13 protein-coding genes and 1 pseudogene are annotated in these 15706 nt (G+C 43.4%); 5 read left to right on the top strand and 9 right to left on the bottom strand.

Annotated elements, in window-relative coordinates; translation table 11 throughout:
- Positions 1 to 164: 164 nt before the first annotated feature.
- From EA26_RS07705 to EA26_RS07695, 3 genes are all read left to right on the top strand, one after another.
- Positions 165 to 521 (top strand): hypothetical protein, encoded by a 357-nt coding sequence (locus tag EA26_RS07705; protein ID WP_039426405.1) that lies wholly within the window; start codon positions 165 to 167, stop codon positions 519 to 521.
- Between the two features lie 107 nt (positions 522 to 628).
- Positions 629 to 1828 carry an FIST signal transduction protein gene (locus EA26_RS07700; protein WP_039426402.1) on the top strand — a complete coding sequence of 400 codons (1200 nt, stop codon included), beginning with the start codon at positions 629 to 631 and terminating at the stop codon, positions 1826 to 1828.
- The gene (locus EA26_RS07695; RefSeq protein ID WP_039426400.1) at positions 1818 to 3551 is read left to right on the top strand and encodes an ATP-binding protein; all 1734 of its coding nucleotides are present in this window, start codon (positions 1818 to 1820) and stop codon (positions 3549 to 3551) included. The genes EA26_RS07700 and EA26_RS07695 overlap by 11 nt, the downstream gene beginning before the upstream one ends.
- 152 nt (positions 3552 to 3703) lie before the next feature.
- On the opposite strand, the pseudogene EA26_RS22570 reads toward EA26_RS07695, so the two are convergent.
- The 4 genes and pseudogenes from EA26_RS22570 to matP form a co-directional block, all read right to left on the bottom strand.
- Positions 3704 to 3826 (bottom strand): annotated as a pseudogene (locus EA26_RS22570) (DUF3693 domain-containing protein); the annotation flags it as partial.
- Positions 3827 to 3872: 46 nt separating this feature from the next.
- Positions 3873 to 5090, bottom strand: a complete 1218-nt coding sequence (locus EA26_RS07690) for an HDOD domain-containing protein (protein WP_039426397.1) — start codon at positions 5088 to 5090, stop codon at positions 3873 to 3875.
- 562 nt (positions 5091 to 5652) lie between these two features.
- Positions 5653 to 5964: a DUF3634 family protein gene (locus EA26_RS07685; protein WP_039426396.1), complete on the bottom strand. Its 312-nt coding sequence runs from the start codon at positions 5962 to 5964 to the stop codon at positions 5653 to 5655.
- A 15-nt stretch (positions 5965 to 5979) separates the two neighbouring features.
- Positions 5980 to 6429 carry a macrodomain Ter protein MatP gene (gene matP, locus EA26_RS07680; RefSeq protein WP_039426395.1) on the bottom strand — a complete coding sequence of 150 codons (450 nt, stop codon included), beginning with the start codon at positions 6427 to 6429 and terminating at the stop codon, positions 5980 to 5982.
- 187 nt (positions 6430 to 6616) lie between these two features.
- On the opposite strand from matP, the gene EA26_RS07675 reads away from it, so the two are divergent.
- A complete protein-coding gene (locus EA26_RS07675) occupies positions 6617 to 8257 on the top strand; it encodes a S16 family serine protease (protein WP_039426393.1) in 1641 nt (546 codons plus the stop codon).
- A 71-nt stretch (positions 8258 to 8328) separates the two neighbouring features.
- Positions 8329 to 8847 carry a bifunctional 3-hydroxydecanoyl-ACP dehydratase/trans-2-decenoyl-ACP isomerase gene (fabA, locus tag EA26_RS07670; RefSeq protein WP_039426390.1) on the top strand — a complete coding sequence of 173 codons (519 nt, stop codon included), beginning with the start codon at positions 8329 to 8331 and terminating at the stop codon, positions 8845 to 8847.
- Positions 8848 to 9001: 154 nt separating this feature from the next.
- Here the strand turns inward: fabA and rmf are convergent, their stop codons facing one another.
- The 5 genes from rmf to rlmKL form a co-directional block, all read right to left on the bottom strand.
- Complete coding sequence (rmf, locus tag EA26_RS20360) at positions 9002 to 9175, bottom strand: ribosome modulation factor (protein WP_061896343.1); 174 nt, start codon at positions 9173 to 9175, stop codon at positions 9002 to 9004.
- 166 nt (positions 9176 to 9341) lie between these two features.
- A complete protein-coding gene (locus tag EA26_RS07665; RefSeq protein WP_039426387.1) occupies positions 9342 to 11054 on the bottom strand; it encodes a DUF3466 family protein in 1713 nt (570 codons plus the stop codon).
- 6 nt (positions 11055 to 11060) lie between these two features.
- Positions 11061 to 12980 carry an ABC transporter ATP-binding protein gene (locus EA26_RS07660; protein ID WP_039426384.1) on the bottom strand — a complete coding sequence of 640 codons (1920 nt, stop codon included), beginning with the start codon at positions 12978 to 12980 and terminating at the stop codon, positions 11061 to 11063.
- Positions 12958 to 13212, bottom strand: coding sequence for a glutaredoxin family protein (locus EA26_RS07655; RefSeq protein ID WP_039426382.1), 255 nt, complete (start codon positions 13210 to 13212; stop codon positions 12958 to 12960). Before EA26_RS07655 ends, EA26_RS07660 begins: the two co-directional genes overlap by 23 nt.
- Positions 13212 to 15335 carry a bifunctional 23S rRNA (guanine(2069)-N(7))-methyltransferase RlmK/23S rRNA (guanine(2445)-N(2))-methyltransferase RlmL gene (gene rlmKL, locus EA26_RS07650; RefSeq protein WP_039426380.1) on the bottom strand — a complete coding sequence of 708 codons (2124 nt, stop codon included), beginning with the start codon at positions 15333 to 15335 and terminating at the stop codon, positions 13212 to 13214. Before rlmKL ends, EA26_RS07655 begins: the two co-directional genes overlap by 1 nt.
- Positions 15336 to 15706: the final 371 nt, after the last annotated feature.

Below are 15706 nucleotides of genomic sequence, written 5' to 3'. Positions count from 1 at the left end.
TTCATGACGTTATTTCCCTTGCCGACTTTAAAGAAAAGTGGCATTTTCAGCCTGTAACTATACTTGAATTAACAAATCAATGACAGAGTAGTAACCTTACTGATGCTCGGGAATTGCTCTTTTATTTAAAAACTTTGAAGTTTGTAACAAGGAAAACGGTAAAAATGGCGGCGCAAAAGTTAACAAAGGCAAGGCTCGCACAAATATTGCTCATCCTGACAGTATTAGTCATCGCATTTATCTGGCGCACATTGAAATATGAGTCACTACAAATGCTGGATTGTTCACAAAGCCAACCATGTGAATTAACAATTTCTCAAGAAAAGTTAGAAATAAGGCGAGAAAGTGATGGTATACGCATTCAACTGCCCAAAAATGGCACTTTAAAAATTGATTTAAATCAAAAACAGTATTCTATAACTCGTGATGAAGAAAGTATTCTTCTAAGCACTCAAAGCTATCCTGTCACGTTCTACATCCGTAATAAAGACGTTACTATTGCCAAGGTTTTATATAGATAAATCTGACACAACACGCGAAATTTTAATTCCAAAATCCTCATCACTCTTAGCAATCAATAGAAGTAGTGGTATAAAGGAGATCAATTTACAAAATCATAAATTAGAAAATGCGTTGTCAGACTGTGTTTAGCCATGAGCTTGATGAAACGAAAGCGATTAGCGAGTTTCGCATGAAAATCAGTAACAAGCATCTTGCAATGCTTATTTGCTATTACACAGAAGAGTATTGTTGCGATAAGTTGCAACACGCATTTAAGACTCAGTTTCCTGGCATCCCATTTCATGGCTCAAGCTCATGTCAAGCCATCATGACAGAACATGGTTTTCATCCTGGTCCAGTGGTGGGTGTATTCGCGATATTTGACAGTGGCTTGAGCAATGCCTACGGCACGGGAATCTCTGTGGAAGCAAACCTTCCGCAGATGGTTGATCACAATGTTCAACAGGTGCTTGAAATGGCGCTCTGTCATGCCAATCGACAGAGTGAAGTGCCTAGCCTCATCCTTTTGCATTCAACGCCAGGTAATGAAGAAGAAATCATTCAAGCTTTAGATCAATACTTTGGAACTCTGGTGCCCATCATTGGAGGGAGTGCAGCAGATAATCAAATCAAAGGAGCCTGGTCTCTTTTTACCTCTCAGGGCACGAGCAGAAATGGGATTAGTTTGACGGTTTTCTTTTCATCTCAATCCATCTACACCGGATTTAGTGCGGGTCATATTCCAACAGAGGTAACAGGAAAAGCAACCAAAGTTCACGGGCGAGAACTGATTGAAATTGACAATCTCCCCGCGGCTAGCGTTTATAAAGAGTGGGCAAAGCTTCATTTCAAGGAAAATGAAACGCATAACATTATCTTCGATGTGGCAACCGCATATCCGTTAGGGCGCATCGCTGGTCATCTTTATGATCATCCTTATTTTATCCTTTCCCATCCCATTCGCGAGACAGAGCAAGGGGGGATTGAGCTGTTTTCAAAGATAGACGAAGGCGATAGACTTTATCTGATGCGAGGTTGCAAAGAGCAACTGATACGCCGAGCTGCACGTGTCGTCAATGCGGCATTTTGGCAAAAGCTGGAAGACTCCAACAAGATTGGCGTAATTAACATCTTCTGTGCAGGTTCAATGATCCAAATTCGCCAAGATATTGATGCCGTACTCACACAGTTAGCCGATGAGCTCAATGGCAAACCCTTTATTTGTCCTTTTACTTTTGGGGAGCAAGGAAGATTTATAGGCGGAGAAAATGGTCATGGCAATTTAATGATCTCCTCGGCTATCTTCCATTCACCACATGACGCATAAAATCGAAAACACCTTTATCAAAGAAGAGCTGCAAGAAGCGCTGGCTGAACTAAAAGAGAGTAGGGAACGTGAGAAGAGATTGGCAGAAGAGAATAAAGCCATTCTTAGCGCTATCTCCGCCATGAGTGAAGCTAAAAATCGCCATGAAATATTTTCCGGCTTAAAACGCGTGTTGAAAAAATACATAGATTTTGATGATTTTATTGTACTTTCTCGCCATCGCGAAGAACCCTCATTTTCAACACTACTGACCACCAATCGAGTTTTTGCTCACATCACATGGTCTGAGGGCGACAGATTCAACCGCGCTTTAGGCGGTGAATGTATCCTGCTGTTTGAGCCTTATAAAGCCAATGAATTCCAAAACATTAACAGCTTCATTCAAACTCACATCGGCTCCGTGTTATTAACAGGCATAGACGCAGAAGTGACGCAGTCCGTCATTCTACTCGTTGGGAACAGGTCAGGGCAGTTTAGCATTGAGTCAAAGGAAACGCTGAAACGTTTTTTACCCTTAGTCGAACGCGCTGTTATTGATATTGAACACAAAGAAAAGTTACAACGTATCGTAGAAGCTAGAACTCACGAACTGGCTGTGGCGCGAGAAGAATCAGAGCGAGCCAATAAGGCCAAATCCGAGTTTCTTGCCATGATGAGTCACGAGCTCCGAACTCCACTTAACTCCGTTTTGGGCATGCTCGATCTACTTAAGGATTCCGGGATTTCTAAATATCAAAGCGAAGTTGTACAACAAATGGAAAACTCCGCAGAGCTCTTGTTGGCACTCATCAGCGACATACTAGATATATCCAAGATCGAATCAGGTAACTTTTCTTTATTAGAACAATGGACCAATTTAAGTGACACTGCAACTTCTGTGTTGAAGCAGCAACAGCAACTAGCAGAAAACAAAGGACTCAGTTTTCACTACAGTTTGCTCTTTGACCCGCATAAGGATTATTGGCTTGACCCAATACGTATTTCGCAGATTCTATTCAATCTAGTGGGCAATGCAGTCAAATTTACTCAAACTGGTGAAATACATATTCGTTTAGCTGTCGAGAGAAATAATCTGGTATTGACCGTCAGAGATACTGGTATTGGTATAGAAGAAGATAAAATTTCATCACTATTTGTCGCATTTAAACAGGCGGATAGCTCAATCACACGTAAGTTTGGCGGCACAGGTTTGGGCCTCGCAATCACCAAGCATCTTGTAGAATTAATGTCTGGAACTATCTCAGTTTCTAGTGAGTTTGGAAAAGGATCTGAGTTTTTAGTCCGTTTACCAGTCAAAGAGCTAAGACGGAGCAAGAGTGGTAACGTCACTAAGACTGAGCCGTTCAATAAGATCTTGAACATACTTGTCGTTGAAGACACCCAATCTAATCAAATGGTCATTAAGTTGCTTCTGTCTAAGTTAGGACATAAGGTATTCATGGCAAACAATGGGAGTGAAGCCATTGAATTTATTGGACGAGATGAAGTGTCGCTAGATATGGTACTCATGGATGTCTCGATGCCAGTCATGGACGGACTAACAGCCACACGCACACTTAGAAGCAACGGTTTTCAAGTGCCTATTGTCGCACTAACAGCACACGCTCTAGAAAGTGACCGTCAAGATTGCTTGGAATCTGGAATGGATAGTTTTATCGCAAAACCTGTCAGAAAGCATGAACTAGAGAGTGTTATCCAAACATTCCACCGCGATGAATCTTAGCAGAAACGCTTGAGCTTAATATAGAACAAAACAAACGCAGATTGTTTTGTTCTATATTATGGATTTTATGGTAAATCGGTTATGTTCAATTGCGATCGTCGTGTCGTTATGAGAGAAAAGTGCAGGCATATAAGATTAGAATGATCCTTTATTTAACATAATATACATAATGCGCACTGAGATAATGGCATTACAGGGTCACTTATTAGCAACGCCAATGCTCCGCAAGCCATTGAAATACCTGTTAAACCTAGCCCGTTAAACTTTTTCCATATGAGCTTTCCACTACGTTTCAAACGCTCTAATTGAATAACACGTGAGCTATTTAGACAACATGAGGCGTCCGGGAACACGGGCTTGGATTTCTTTTAGTGCAGATCCTGGCATCTGTACACGAGCAAACCAATACGGCTTGTGCTTCTCCACAAAGGCATTGCTCTGATTCAGACCGTCATAAATGGAATACGCGCGAGCTTGCGCTAAAGCCGCGCCGGCGATATTTCTATTTTCGACTGGCACCTTATCTAAATCTTCCTGTACAGCTGTTTTAACAAACACTGAGTTGGGTGACCAATCTAATGAGTCTAAAACGCGTTGCGACAACTGAGCTTCAAGCTCATGAATGACTTTGGGTAGAAAAGATATATTCGCCATTACTTCTGCACAGGCATAGTACTCTTCGCGTTTGTCCTGCTCACGATACTTAATCATCGTTTCGACTAACGCATCTTCGAACGTATGAGTAAAATGATTAGCAATTAAAAACTGGCCAACGGTTCTTAATACGCCAAGAAGTATTCCAACATCTGGTTCTTTAAAACCAGCGTCAGACAAACGCATTCGAGTAACATTCGCGGTGACTATCATATGCTGCCACATTTTGGGGGCAATTAACTTAGTATTCGCATCAGACCATTTGAGCATCGGCCTCGCCATCAGCACCGGAAAAAGTAATCGGCAATTTTCGATGCCAATTTGACCTATTGCGACTTTTGCATCGGTAACCCCTTTAGCAGCCTTCCCTATACGTTCGCAGAATTTGGGGTTGGAGACTAAATCCACCACACTTGAGCTTAGTTGATGGCTCAACGTGGTTAGTGTGCTCAACTTGCTAAAACTCAAAGATGGTGAGTAAGCAAAAGAAGCCAGATGATCAAAGTGTGGAATTCCGTTAAACAGCTTATCTATGGGATTACTAAGCAGTTTTTTAACTAGAAGATGCTCGGTATGACGGCTTACATCCGCAACGACTCTTTTAAGGGTATTTTGACGATCTTGTACCCTTTCTCGCTTCTCCTTAACTCTGGCTTGCTCACATTCCAACAGGATACGTTGATTACGAGTAATCCGCTCATTTTCGGAAAAGATGACATCATCGCAGTAGCGACCTTGCAAACTGAGCAAACTGTCAACATTAGACTGATCGAGCAAATACTTAATACTCACCAACCATTTTGCATGCCGTACTTCAACTTCATTGGCGACCTGCTCTGCAATGTCTACGGCTTCTTTGGTATATCGTCTATTCGCTAAAAGCAAAACACTCTTCCTTGAACTTTATTTGATATACCTAATTTTATTACATAACCACATAACTTGGGATATTTGTGTGATTTTGGTTCCGAATATTGTGATTGGAAGTTACAAGAAAAACAGTAACGCATTCAACGTAATGTACTTAGGTGAATCACAAGCATGCTTTCCGCGCTGCGGTAACGATAACGAGAGCCTATTTTTAGAAGCGCCTTGCCTGCAGTGCAGATCTTTTGATCACCAATACCAGAGACTCGCTTAACGATGGCATACTTTTCCGTGTGCTCTAGGTAAATGACTAGGTCACAGTACCCTTCGTAGGAATGGAACTGTTTATTTACTTTAGTTTGCAATTGTTTTTTTTATCTTTGCCGCAACAGGATTCCTTGCGGAATCGTCAGCAGAAGATGGAAAAGCTAAGCAAATTGTGATGAAAAAAGTGACACTGTATCTCATGCATTTTCCTTCTTGAAGAAAAGTCCGAGATTAACGTGTCACTCCTTTGATTTGAACATGATTGTTTACGCTTCTCGCGTGAGTCGAAATAACGATGAAACTGAGATGTTTCTCAGGCGTGCTTTTTCCCTTTACTTGATTTAAAGCCCTGGTGTGGGAAAACATTTCTAATGCGCTGTTGAATTTTTTTCGGAACTTGCTCGCTGAAAACCAATTTCATCCCCGTGCGTTGGCTGTAAACTTTTAACTCACCATCAAAGGGCGTTTTATCACCAATCTCCTGCAAATTATGGCGGAATGATGGTGGCAAATTTCCCTTAACCGCATTGATATGCCCTTGCTTAAAGCTAATTTTCAATACAGGTCTGTCGATGGCGACTAACCAAAAGATTAACACCGCTGCAATCACGATAACATAAAGCATAACGCCCTCCTTGGTTTAGTCTGATAGCAGTTTACTTAAGTCTTCTTTTAAGCTGGTAACCGCAGCACTGGCTTTTTCGCTACGCGAAGCTTCACTCAGCAAATATTCAATCGCATCAGATAAAGTGCATCCCAACTCATTTGCTCGAAATGAAAGCTTCTCCCACACGCGATAATCGAGATCTATCGACTTTTTCTTTGTGTGAATCTGCTCTGCGTTAAAATGTCGTTTACGTTTGGCGCGAATGGCTTGCTTAAGCTTTTTATCTAGATCGAGAGCCATATGACGTTCAATCCACTCGATTACTTGCGTAGGTTGATGCTCCAACCTTCGAAGCTCAGCAACTGCGGCATCCGCTTCACTTGAATCGATGTGACGGGTAATCGCTTCTCCATCCTTCCATTTATTGACAAGATATTGCCACTTCCAGCCACATTCTAAATTCTCTAACTGTTGATATTTCATCTATTCCATCCCAGCACATTTATGGTGACAGCGTAACTCAAGCCGCGTCAGTTCTCAAGCTAGAGAAGATGCCAAGTAGAGTCAGATCAACCTTTTTCTTTATCGTAGGCATGCTCGTGGCAATTTACCTGCAGAATTTCATGATTCTGATATACTCCGCTGCAATTCCCGTTGATAAAGAATGTAGATGAACCAAGTTAACTGGCAATTCGTAACGCCTCAATTCGACCATTTTCGCCATGTCCTTTCCGAGCTCCACAACATTGAGCAGACAGACTACTTAGAGCTGCAACCCAGAGCCGCTTCGGCACTTGAAGCCTTTACGATTTCCTCTGGAATGCATCGCTTCTTACTTGTCAACTGTGGCGACAACTCTGTATTCAGAGGTCTTATCAAAGAAGCGCTGCAAGAAACGATATCTAATCATAACGTGTTATCGACCGAATCCTTGGCGGTAGATCAATTGTTTGATACTTATCGGCTCGATAAAAACGGACAAATAGAGATGCTAGCGGGCCAACTCTCACAAGTAGAAAACGTCATTCTGATTGTTTCCGCCAATTTGATTCTAGCTAATCCGCTGCTTTGGCCAAAAATCAAAGCAGCGATGCTTGGTGAGCCAGTGTTACCGAAACCGTTAAAAGCCGAATGGTTTTCTCCACAAGTTGAACCAGTTGTTTATCAAAGCAAAATGGTGATCACTGGCGACAGAAATCAACTAGCAGAACTGGACTATCTTGATGAAGACCTGCTTTCTGTTCTTTCAATGTACACTGAATTGGAGGAGGATTTTCATCTTGATGATGACAACCTGACTCCTTACATCGGCTATTTAAAGTGGTTATGCAATAGATATGAGTTACCCTCTTTTGATCAGGACGCACTTTTACGTTTGCTTACAGCCGGTGTGAGAGAGACGGAAGATCAACATTACCTGCCTCTGTCTCCACTTTGGCTACGCAACATACTTTCTCTTGCGGCCATTGAATCGGATAACTACCTCATAACTGGGGCAAATATGGATCGAGCGATCGAAGAGAAGCAGTTTAGAGAGTCCTATCTTCCTCATCGTGCTATTGATGATATTCTTGATGGACAGGTGATTATTGAAACCACGGGCGAACAGATCGGACAGATTAATGGGTTAACCGTTATTGATGTTGCAGGGCACCCCGTTTCTTACGGCGAGCCGGCACGTATTTCATGCGTGATACATTTTGGCGATGGTGATGTTTCTGATGTGGAACGTAAAGCGGAACTTGGAGGCAATCTACACGCTAAAGGCATGATGATCATGCAGGCGTTTTTAAGTAGTGCACTGCGACTTGATGAACCATTACCCTACTCCGCTTCGATTGTATTTGAACAGTCCTATAGTGAAGTTGATGGTGACAGTGCCTCTCTCGCTGAACTCTGTTGTTTGGTAAGCGCACTTTCCGAGCAGCCAATTGACCAGCAAATCGCAGTCACAGGAGCGGTAGACCAGTTTGGTCGCGTTCAAGCTGTTGGTGGATTGAATGAAAAAATTGAAGGCTTCTACCAAGTTTGTAAACATCAAGGGTTTACAGGTGAACAAGGCGTTATTCTTCCAGAAACGAACTTAAAACATCTTGCATTGCATAAAGAGGTCGTCGAGAGCATTAAAGCGAAAGAATTTCATATTTGGGCTGTATCATCTATTGATGAAGTGATTCCGCTGATTATGGGAAAACCATTTCGTGGCGAAGAAGACAGTGTGCTAAGTATGATTGCTGAGCGCATTGAGAATTTTGCTAAACATGACCATCCTCAAGGCTTTGTAGAACGTATTAAAAACTGGTTTGTCTAGTACTCATCGGAGTTGTTTAGCGTACACGCGTTCACTAAGATGCCTTGGTCAAAAATTGGAGTATACAGACAATGCAAAACAAACGTGAATCATATACCCGAGAAGATCTATTGGCATCTAGTCAGGGCGAGCTTTTTGGTCCTGGTTATCCGCAGCTCCCTGCACCAAATATGCTTATGATGGACCGTGTGACCAAAATGTCAGAGACAGAAGGCGATTTTGGCAAAGGTCTTATCTTAGCTGAGTTGGACATCAAACCGGATTTATGGTTCTTTGATTGCCACTTTCCTGGTGACCCTGTAATGCCAGGCTGCTTAGGTTTGGACGCCATGTGGCAACTTGTTGGTTTCTTTCTTGGTTGGGTTGGTGGCCAAGGTAAAGGCCGTGCATTGGGTGTCGGTGAAGTGAAGTTTACCGGGCAAATCTTACCAACAGCGAAAAAGGTCACTTACGAAATTCATATGAAGCGTGTCGTAAACCGCAAATTGGTCATGGGTTTAGCTGATGGCCGTGTTCTTGTTGATGGCAAAGAAATTTATGTCGCAAAAGATCTGAAAGTCGGCTTGTTCCAAGATACGTCTGCATTTTAGTTTCACTGATTTTGTAGCGGCCCGGTTTGGGCTGCTTATTTTTTCACCAAACCATTTAGTTATAGTGCACCAAATTGATATTTACTAACGGCAAAAGAAAAGGCTCACTAAGAAGTGAGCCTTTCTTACAAATCCTTCTAGTTGTATGTGGACATCATTTATAGAGACCAGAGTGCTTGTCATTTCTGGCGTCACGCCAACCACCTAACCAATACGAGCGAGCATCCATCTGCTGATAAGGACACTCCTCCTGAGACCTACCATTTAAGCCAGCCTTGTAGCCTTGGGATTGTGCTCGATCTAGGCGATCACGCTTTTGTCTCTTCATAATTTTTTACCTCATACGGTCCATTATAACTAACGTACTACTATGAAAGTTTGATGGAGTTTTTGTGACTCCACAATTAAGAATCGATCACTTGCGAGCATTTCTCAAGGTATAAAAAAAGCACAGAGTCAAAAATGTGAGCCTGTGCTTAGTTTAAAAAATCAGTCTATTTTCTGCGGAAACCAAAAAACACTAACAGTGTCAAAGAAAGCCAACCAAGGCCTGCTCCTTTACGTTCTGCCGCCGCTTTATCGACAGGTCTCGCTTCGATGTCTGCTGAAGTCGCACCTGCAATTGGAACTAATTTGACAGCCACAATCGTTTCATCTTTGCTGCCACCACCACAGTAAGCATTATGTGACGTAGAATCATAACCTCCATCACACTTAATCGCAGTAGCAGAAATCACGCCCGCATCATTGATATCGGAAGCATCCACTATTCTATATTGGTTATTGCTTGTCGGCGCATTACTGCCATTGGTGAGATCATCCAAAAACCAAGCTTTGTCGTTAAAGATAGCACGCCGCTCTTGATTCGCTCCTGCTCCACCATATGGAAAGATAAAACCGCGCTTTCTCCGCTCTTTACCATCAATTTCACGGGTATCTTCAGCATCAACTTGACCAACAATCTCGTTGTAATTATTGATCCCGCCCATTTTGCCACCAGCCCCCGAGAAGAATAGATTATCTAACGAAGTTAAAAAGGTCGCCGAAATAGAGTCTGCTGTGACATCTTCGATTAAAAACAATCGATTAGCCGCCGCACCTTCTGAGGGTTTTGAACCAGAACGCTTGGCTTCGCCGACAGCGACAAATTTATCATTGACGTTGGTCACAACAGAGTTGCTATGGATAATGTCGCTACCAATTTTCATCTGTGCGCCACTAACCACTTTCGTTTCCCAAGTCGTTTTATCAAAAGCGCTATCATCGATAGTTCCGACAAAGACACTGGCATTGAGATAGTTGTCATCAGAAAAGGTGTTGTAACCCACCCCATAGATAGTGATAGGTTTATCGTTTTCGTCTCTTAAAAGAGCAAAATCTCTCATACTACCTTGTGCGAGACGATTTCTATCTCTATCCCCACCTTGAGGCCAAACAATTTGGCTAACGTTGCCATTTTGATCCCAAATCGCTGCTTTGGAAGTGTGGTGAGAACCATAGTCATTCGTCGCAGATGTGGCAATGCTGCCAGAAGTGTAAGAGCCATCTGTTTTCCAGGCTCGAGACTGATAGAAATCCCCATTTGGTACAACAGGAGCAACGACAGTATTGCGAGTTTCTAAAGCCGTTTGATCAGCTTTTACCACACTCTGATTGCCTACTGGCAAACCAGCTTCAGTCAAGCTATTGATAACGTTGTTGTATTTATTATCGTAAGCATTGGAAGCTCCTTCAACAAAGGCCAGCGCGTTCGATGTATAGTCTTTACTCAGCTCTTTTGACCATGGAGCCCAGTGAACGGAAGCCCAAGTATCGCAAGTTGAGTAACGCAATTCGCGAAAACAATAGGTTCTGAAATCATCGTAATCTTGGATGTAACTGAAGGCAGGATCCATGGCAAATGGCACTTCTTCACGATAGCTAACCCCATCGACAGATATTCTCGTCTCCAAAGCCAGTTTAAATTGCTCATCACCACAAGCGGCAGCATTGTCAAAGCAGCCTTTATCAAACGGTAGCGTTTTTCCGCTATCCTGATAGACGTTTCCAGCTTGAATGGCAACACCATAGGCTTCGTTGTACGAAGAAGTGCTGCCATTTTGGGCTGGGTCAACTTCCACAACTTTGTATAGCGCGGCGTTTGCCTGCATTGCACTACCCACCAGCAGTGCTACGGTCGTCATTTTGAATTTCATACTGCAATTCATTGGTTTTTAACTATCCTGTTGCATTGCTTCGAGCTCTTCCCATCTCTCGAAAGCGATTTCTAATTCCTGCTCCAAAGCGGTTAACTTATCGAGTACTGGTTGCGTTTTCTCTACAGGCTGCGAGAAGAAATCGGCAGAGTTGACCTGCTCTTGCAAGGCTTCAATGTCGGTTTCTAGCTGTTCCAAACGAGCAGGTAGCGCCTCCAACTCTCTTTGGAGCTTATACGATAACTTCTTCGAGGTGTTCTTTACTGGCGTTGTTTTGGGAGTATCCTCAACCACTTTCGTTTTAGGAGATTGTTTTGTCTCAATTTCCCTTGCCAAGATCGCCTGAGAACGTTGTTGCTGCGCGTCGTGATAACCGCCAACAAACTCTTCAATCCGCCCTTCACCTTCAAAGATCCAACTTGTGGTTACGGTGTTGTCGACAAATTGTCGATCGTGGCTAACCAAAAGCAATGTACCCTGATAATTGGCAAGTAATTCTTCCAAAAGTTCCAACGTTTCAATATCTAAATCATTGGTCGGTTCGTCAAGAATCAATAAGTTATTGGCTTTAAGGAAAATACGCGCAAGCAAGAGCCGGTTTTTCTCACCACCAGAGAGTGCTTTGACCGGCGTTCTGGCACGTTTGGGCGAAAAGAGAAAATCTTGCAAATAACTCAATGCATGTCTATCACGCCCACCAACCGTCACTTCCTGTTTACCATCGGCCAGATTGTCAATAACGGTTTTTTCTGGATCTAAAATCTCACGGTACTGGTCAAAGTAAGCAACTTCAAGTTTAGTACCACAATGAAGCTGCCCGGCATCTGGCGACAATTGGCCAAGCAACAATTTCAGCACTGTACTTTTGCCGCACCCATTTGGACCAATCAATGCGATGCGATCACCACGCATGATATTGAAGCTAAAATCATCAACGATTGTCTTACCATCAAAGGCAAAATGGATATTTTTCGCCTCAAACACGATCTTGCCCGAACGCGATGCATCATCAATCTGGATCTTCGCTTTACCTTGCACTTCCACGCGATTTTGGCGCTCTTCACGCAGTTTTTTTAATGCGCGAACACGTCCTTCGTTACGGGTTCTGCGTGCCTTAATGCCTTGACGAATCCAAACTTCTTCTTGGGCGAGTTTCTTGTCGAATTCTGCATTCTGCATCTCTTCAACCCGAAGCATCTCCTCTTTTTCTACCAAGTAGTTTTCGTAGTCACCCGGGAAAGAGGCGAGCTTGCCACGGTCAAGATCGACGATACGTGTCGCCATCGCCTTGATAAAGGCACGGTCGTGAGAGATAAAGATGATAGAACCACGGAAATCTTTTAAAAACGTTTCTAACCATTCGATCGTCGTGACATCTAAATGGTTAGTCGGTTCATCCAGCAGCAAAACATCTGGATCGCAAACCAATGCTTTGGCCAGAGCCGCTTTACGCTGCCAACCACCGGACAAATCGGTCAGCTTAGTCTCTGCGTTAAGCTGAAGGGCCGCCAAAACGTGGCTCACTCGATCATCAAAACGCCACGCATTAGCGTGATCCAGTTGTTCTTGCACTCTGGCAAGCTGGTTTATATTTTTCTCACTTGGGTCAACCGCAACAAGATCCAAAAGATCATGGTAGATCTTTAACTGCTGGCCGATTTCTGCCAACCCACCAGCAACATAATCATAAACTGTTCCCGATTCATTTCTTGGCGGATCTTGCTCTAGACGCGATACCACCACATCTTGCGTGATCTGAAACTTGCCGTCGTCCATTTGGATTTCACCAGCAAGCACCTTCATTAAGGTCGATTTACCTGCTCCATTACGGCCAACTAAACAGACTCTCTCATTTTCTTGTAAGGCAAAATCCGCTTTATCGAGCAGAGGATGGTCACCAAATGCCAGTTGACCATTATGAATGGTAAGTAATGCCATTATCTTCCAACCATTGAGTTAATTCTTTGAGATCAAAAGGCCAGTTTATTTCGGCCCCTTGGCAATGCAATACAGGAATGGTGACACCGTAACGAGAAAACAACCCATCGTCGAAAGCTATGTCGATAACCTCGAGTTTATCCCCTATTCCTGCTTGATTTGCGAGTTCAAGGGCCATCTCACAGAGATGGCAGCCTTGTGTGCTGTAGAGTATCACCAATGCATTCACCATTAGTTCTGATGCGTTACCAACCAGCAGTTATGGATCTGCTTATTGCGTTCAAAATCGAGTGGTAACGTCTGTGAAGAAATATTTTGAGCGTTCAAACCTAGCTCTAGAAGCGATTCCAAGTCCATTTTGAAGTGGCGCTTATTATTGGAGAAGACAATCGTTCCTCCCAGTCTGAGCAGACGCTTTAGATTTTTCATCAGTTTGATGTGATCACGTTGTACATCGAAAGAAGCTTCCATCCGTTTCGAATTGGAGAATGTCGGTGGGTCGATGAAAATAAGATCATACTGCCCCTGCGCGTTCTCTAGCCACTGCAGACAGTCGGCTTGCTCAAACTTATGTTGATTGCCTACACAACCATTTAACGCCATGTTGTCTTTTGCCCATTGCAGATAGGTTTTGGACATATCGACGGTCGTCGTAGAACGAGCACCACCTTTAGCCGCGTGTACCGTCGCACTACCTGTATAAGCAAACAGATTCAAGAAATCCTTGCCCTGTGCCATTTCACCAAGACGACGACGAGTGATCTTGTGATCAAGAAACAAACCCGTATCGAGGTAATCGTAGAGATTAACAATGAGCTTAACGCCATACTCGTTGACTTCCATCGTCTGTGCGACTTGAGCCATTTTCTGGTATTGATTGCGCCCTTTTTGTTTTTCACGCACCTTAAGCACGACTTTGTTCGCTTCAATGCCCGTCACCTGTATGGTGGCACGAATAATATCCGTCAGACGACGTTTCGCTTTTTCCTCTGGAATGTCTTTAGGCGCTGCATACTCCTGAATCACAATATGATCGAGATAGATATCAATTGCCACATTGTATTCAGGAAGATCAGCGTCATAGATGCGATAGCAATCCAGTTGTTCTTTCTTTGCCCACTTGCCCACTTTGCCGATATTTTTCTTCAATCGATTGGCAAAATCAGGGGCAATGGAAAGAGGTGTATCGGCGCCTTCAATCTGTTCGGCGCTTCTTTGCGCTATGGTGTAGTTCTTTTGGTGACAAGGTAACGCACCGTTATTCAATTTAAACTGCTTATCAGCACGCATACGCAGACAGCTTAGTAGCTCATCTGAACTCGAGAAGATGGAGGCAGTACAACCGCCAAACTCAGACTTAAGCTGTCCACCAAATGCGGTGTAAAGTGCAATTAAGCCTGGTTCTGTACCCAAACGCTCACCGTATGGGGGGTTAGATACAATAACGCCATGGTCGAAACCTTGCGGACGTGACAGTGTTGCCGCATCACCCAATTTAAATTCAATCAGCTCAGCCACACCTGCACGTCGCGCGTTTTCACGTGCAATGCCAAGGACTTTTTCATCGTTATCAAAGCCATAAAACTTTGCGTCAACTTTTTTGACACCACGTCGAGCGGTGACACTCGCTTCTGATTTTATCTGTGCCCACACTTCAGGTTCAAAATCTTCTAAGCACTCAAACACCCATTTCTCACGCTTCACACCCGGAGCCATGTTCGCAGCCATCATTGCCGCTTCTATCAGAAGAGTGCCTGAACCACACATTGGGTCGAGGAGTGGTTGAGTTGAGTTCCAGCCAGAGCGAAGGATGATTGCGGCAGCCAGCGTTTCACGCAGTGGCGCTTTTCCCGAAGCCGGACGGTAGCCGCGTTGATGTAATCCGCTACCGACCATGTCAATACCCAAAATTGCTTTGTCTTTGTGTAGTCGCACGTGCAAACGCACGTCTGGTCTTTCTTTACTAATGTTCGGGCGAGGCAACCCTTTCTTTTCAAAACAGTCCACCACAGCGTCTTTCACTTTCATCGCACCGTACTGGCTATTTCTTATTTCACGGTTGGTTCCGTTGAAATCGACAATGAACTTTTTCGTGCTGTGGAACTGATTTACCCAGTTAATCGCGACGGTTGCCAGATAAAGATCCATATCATCCTGACAGGTAAACTCAGAAAGGATTCTTACGAAACGAGAAGCTAGACGGCTCCACAAACAGCAACGATAAATCTGCTCATTTGAAGCAGAAAATTTCACCCCTGCCTGTACGGGTTTGGCGTCTGTGATCCCTAGATTCGTCAGTTCTTCAGCAAGAAGGTTTTCTAACCCATTTGAGGTAACAGCAAGATATTGGTTCATAGCGTTCTTTAGCAATTAAAAATGGTGCTGATTATACCTGATATTCTTTTCAATGCCTCGTATTTCAAAGGTTTTCTCCTCCACTGACTCAGGTGGCAAACAACTGCTCAACTTCTAAGCGGTCATTCCCTTTCAAATGTTATGGCTCAGGTCACTGTCAACGTCATCTCTTATCCAGATTAATTGGCCCACAAGCAAAGTGAATACTTATTTACATTAAATTTGGTATATACCAGATTTAAATCTGCTGTGTAATTTACTTACCAATAGGGCAAAACAGGGAACAATTGGCGGTTATTTGGCCGCTATCGTCCTAATTCGGGAGGTTAAATGGGAAGAAAAAATTGGCTCAAAATCACACAGTCGAACCT

Origin of the sequence: Vibrio navarrensis, from assembly GCF_000764325.1 — a bacterium.
Lineage (GTDB): Bacteria > Pseudomonadota > Gammaproteobacteria > Enterobacterales > Vibrionaceae > Vibrio > Vibrio navarrensis.
This window is presented reverse-complemented; position numbering and strand designations above follow the sequence as displayed.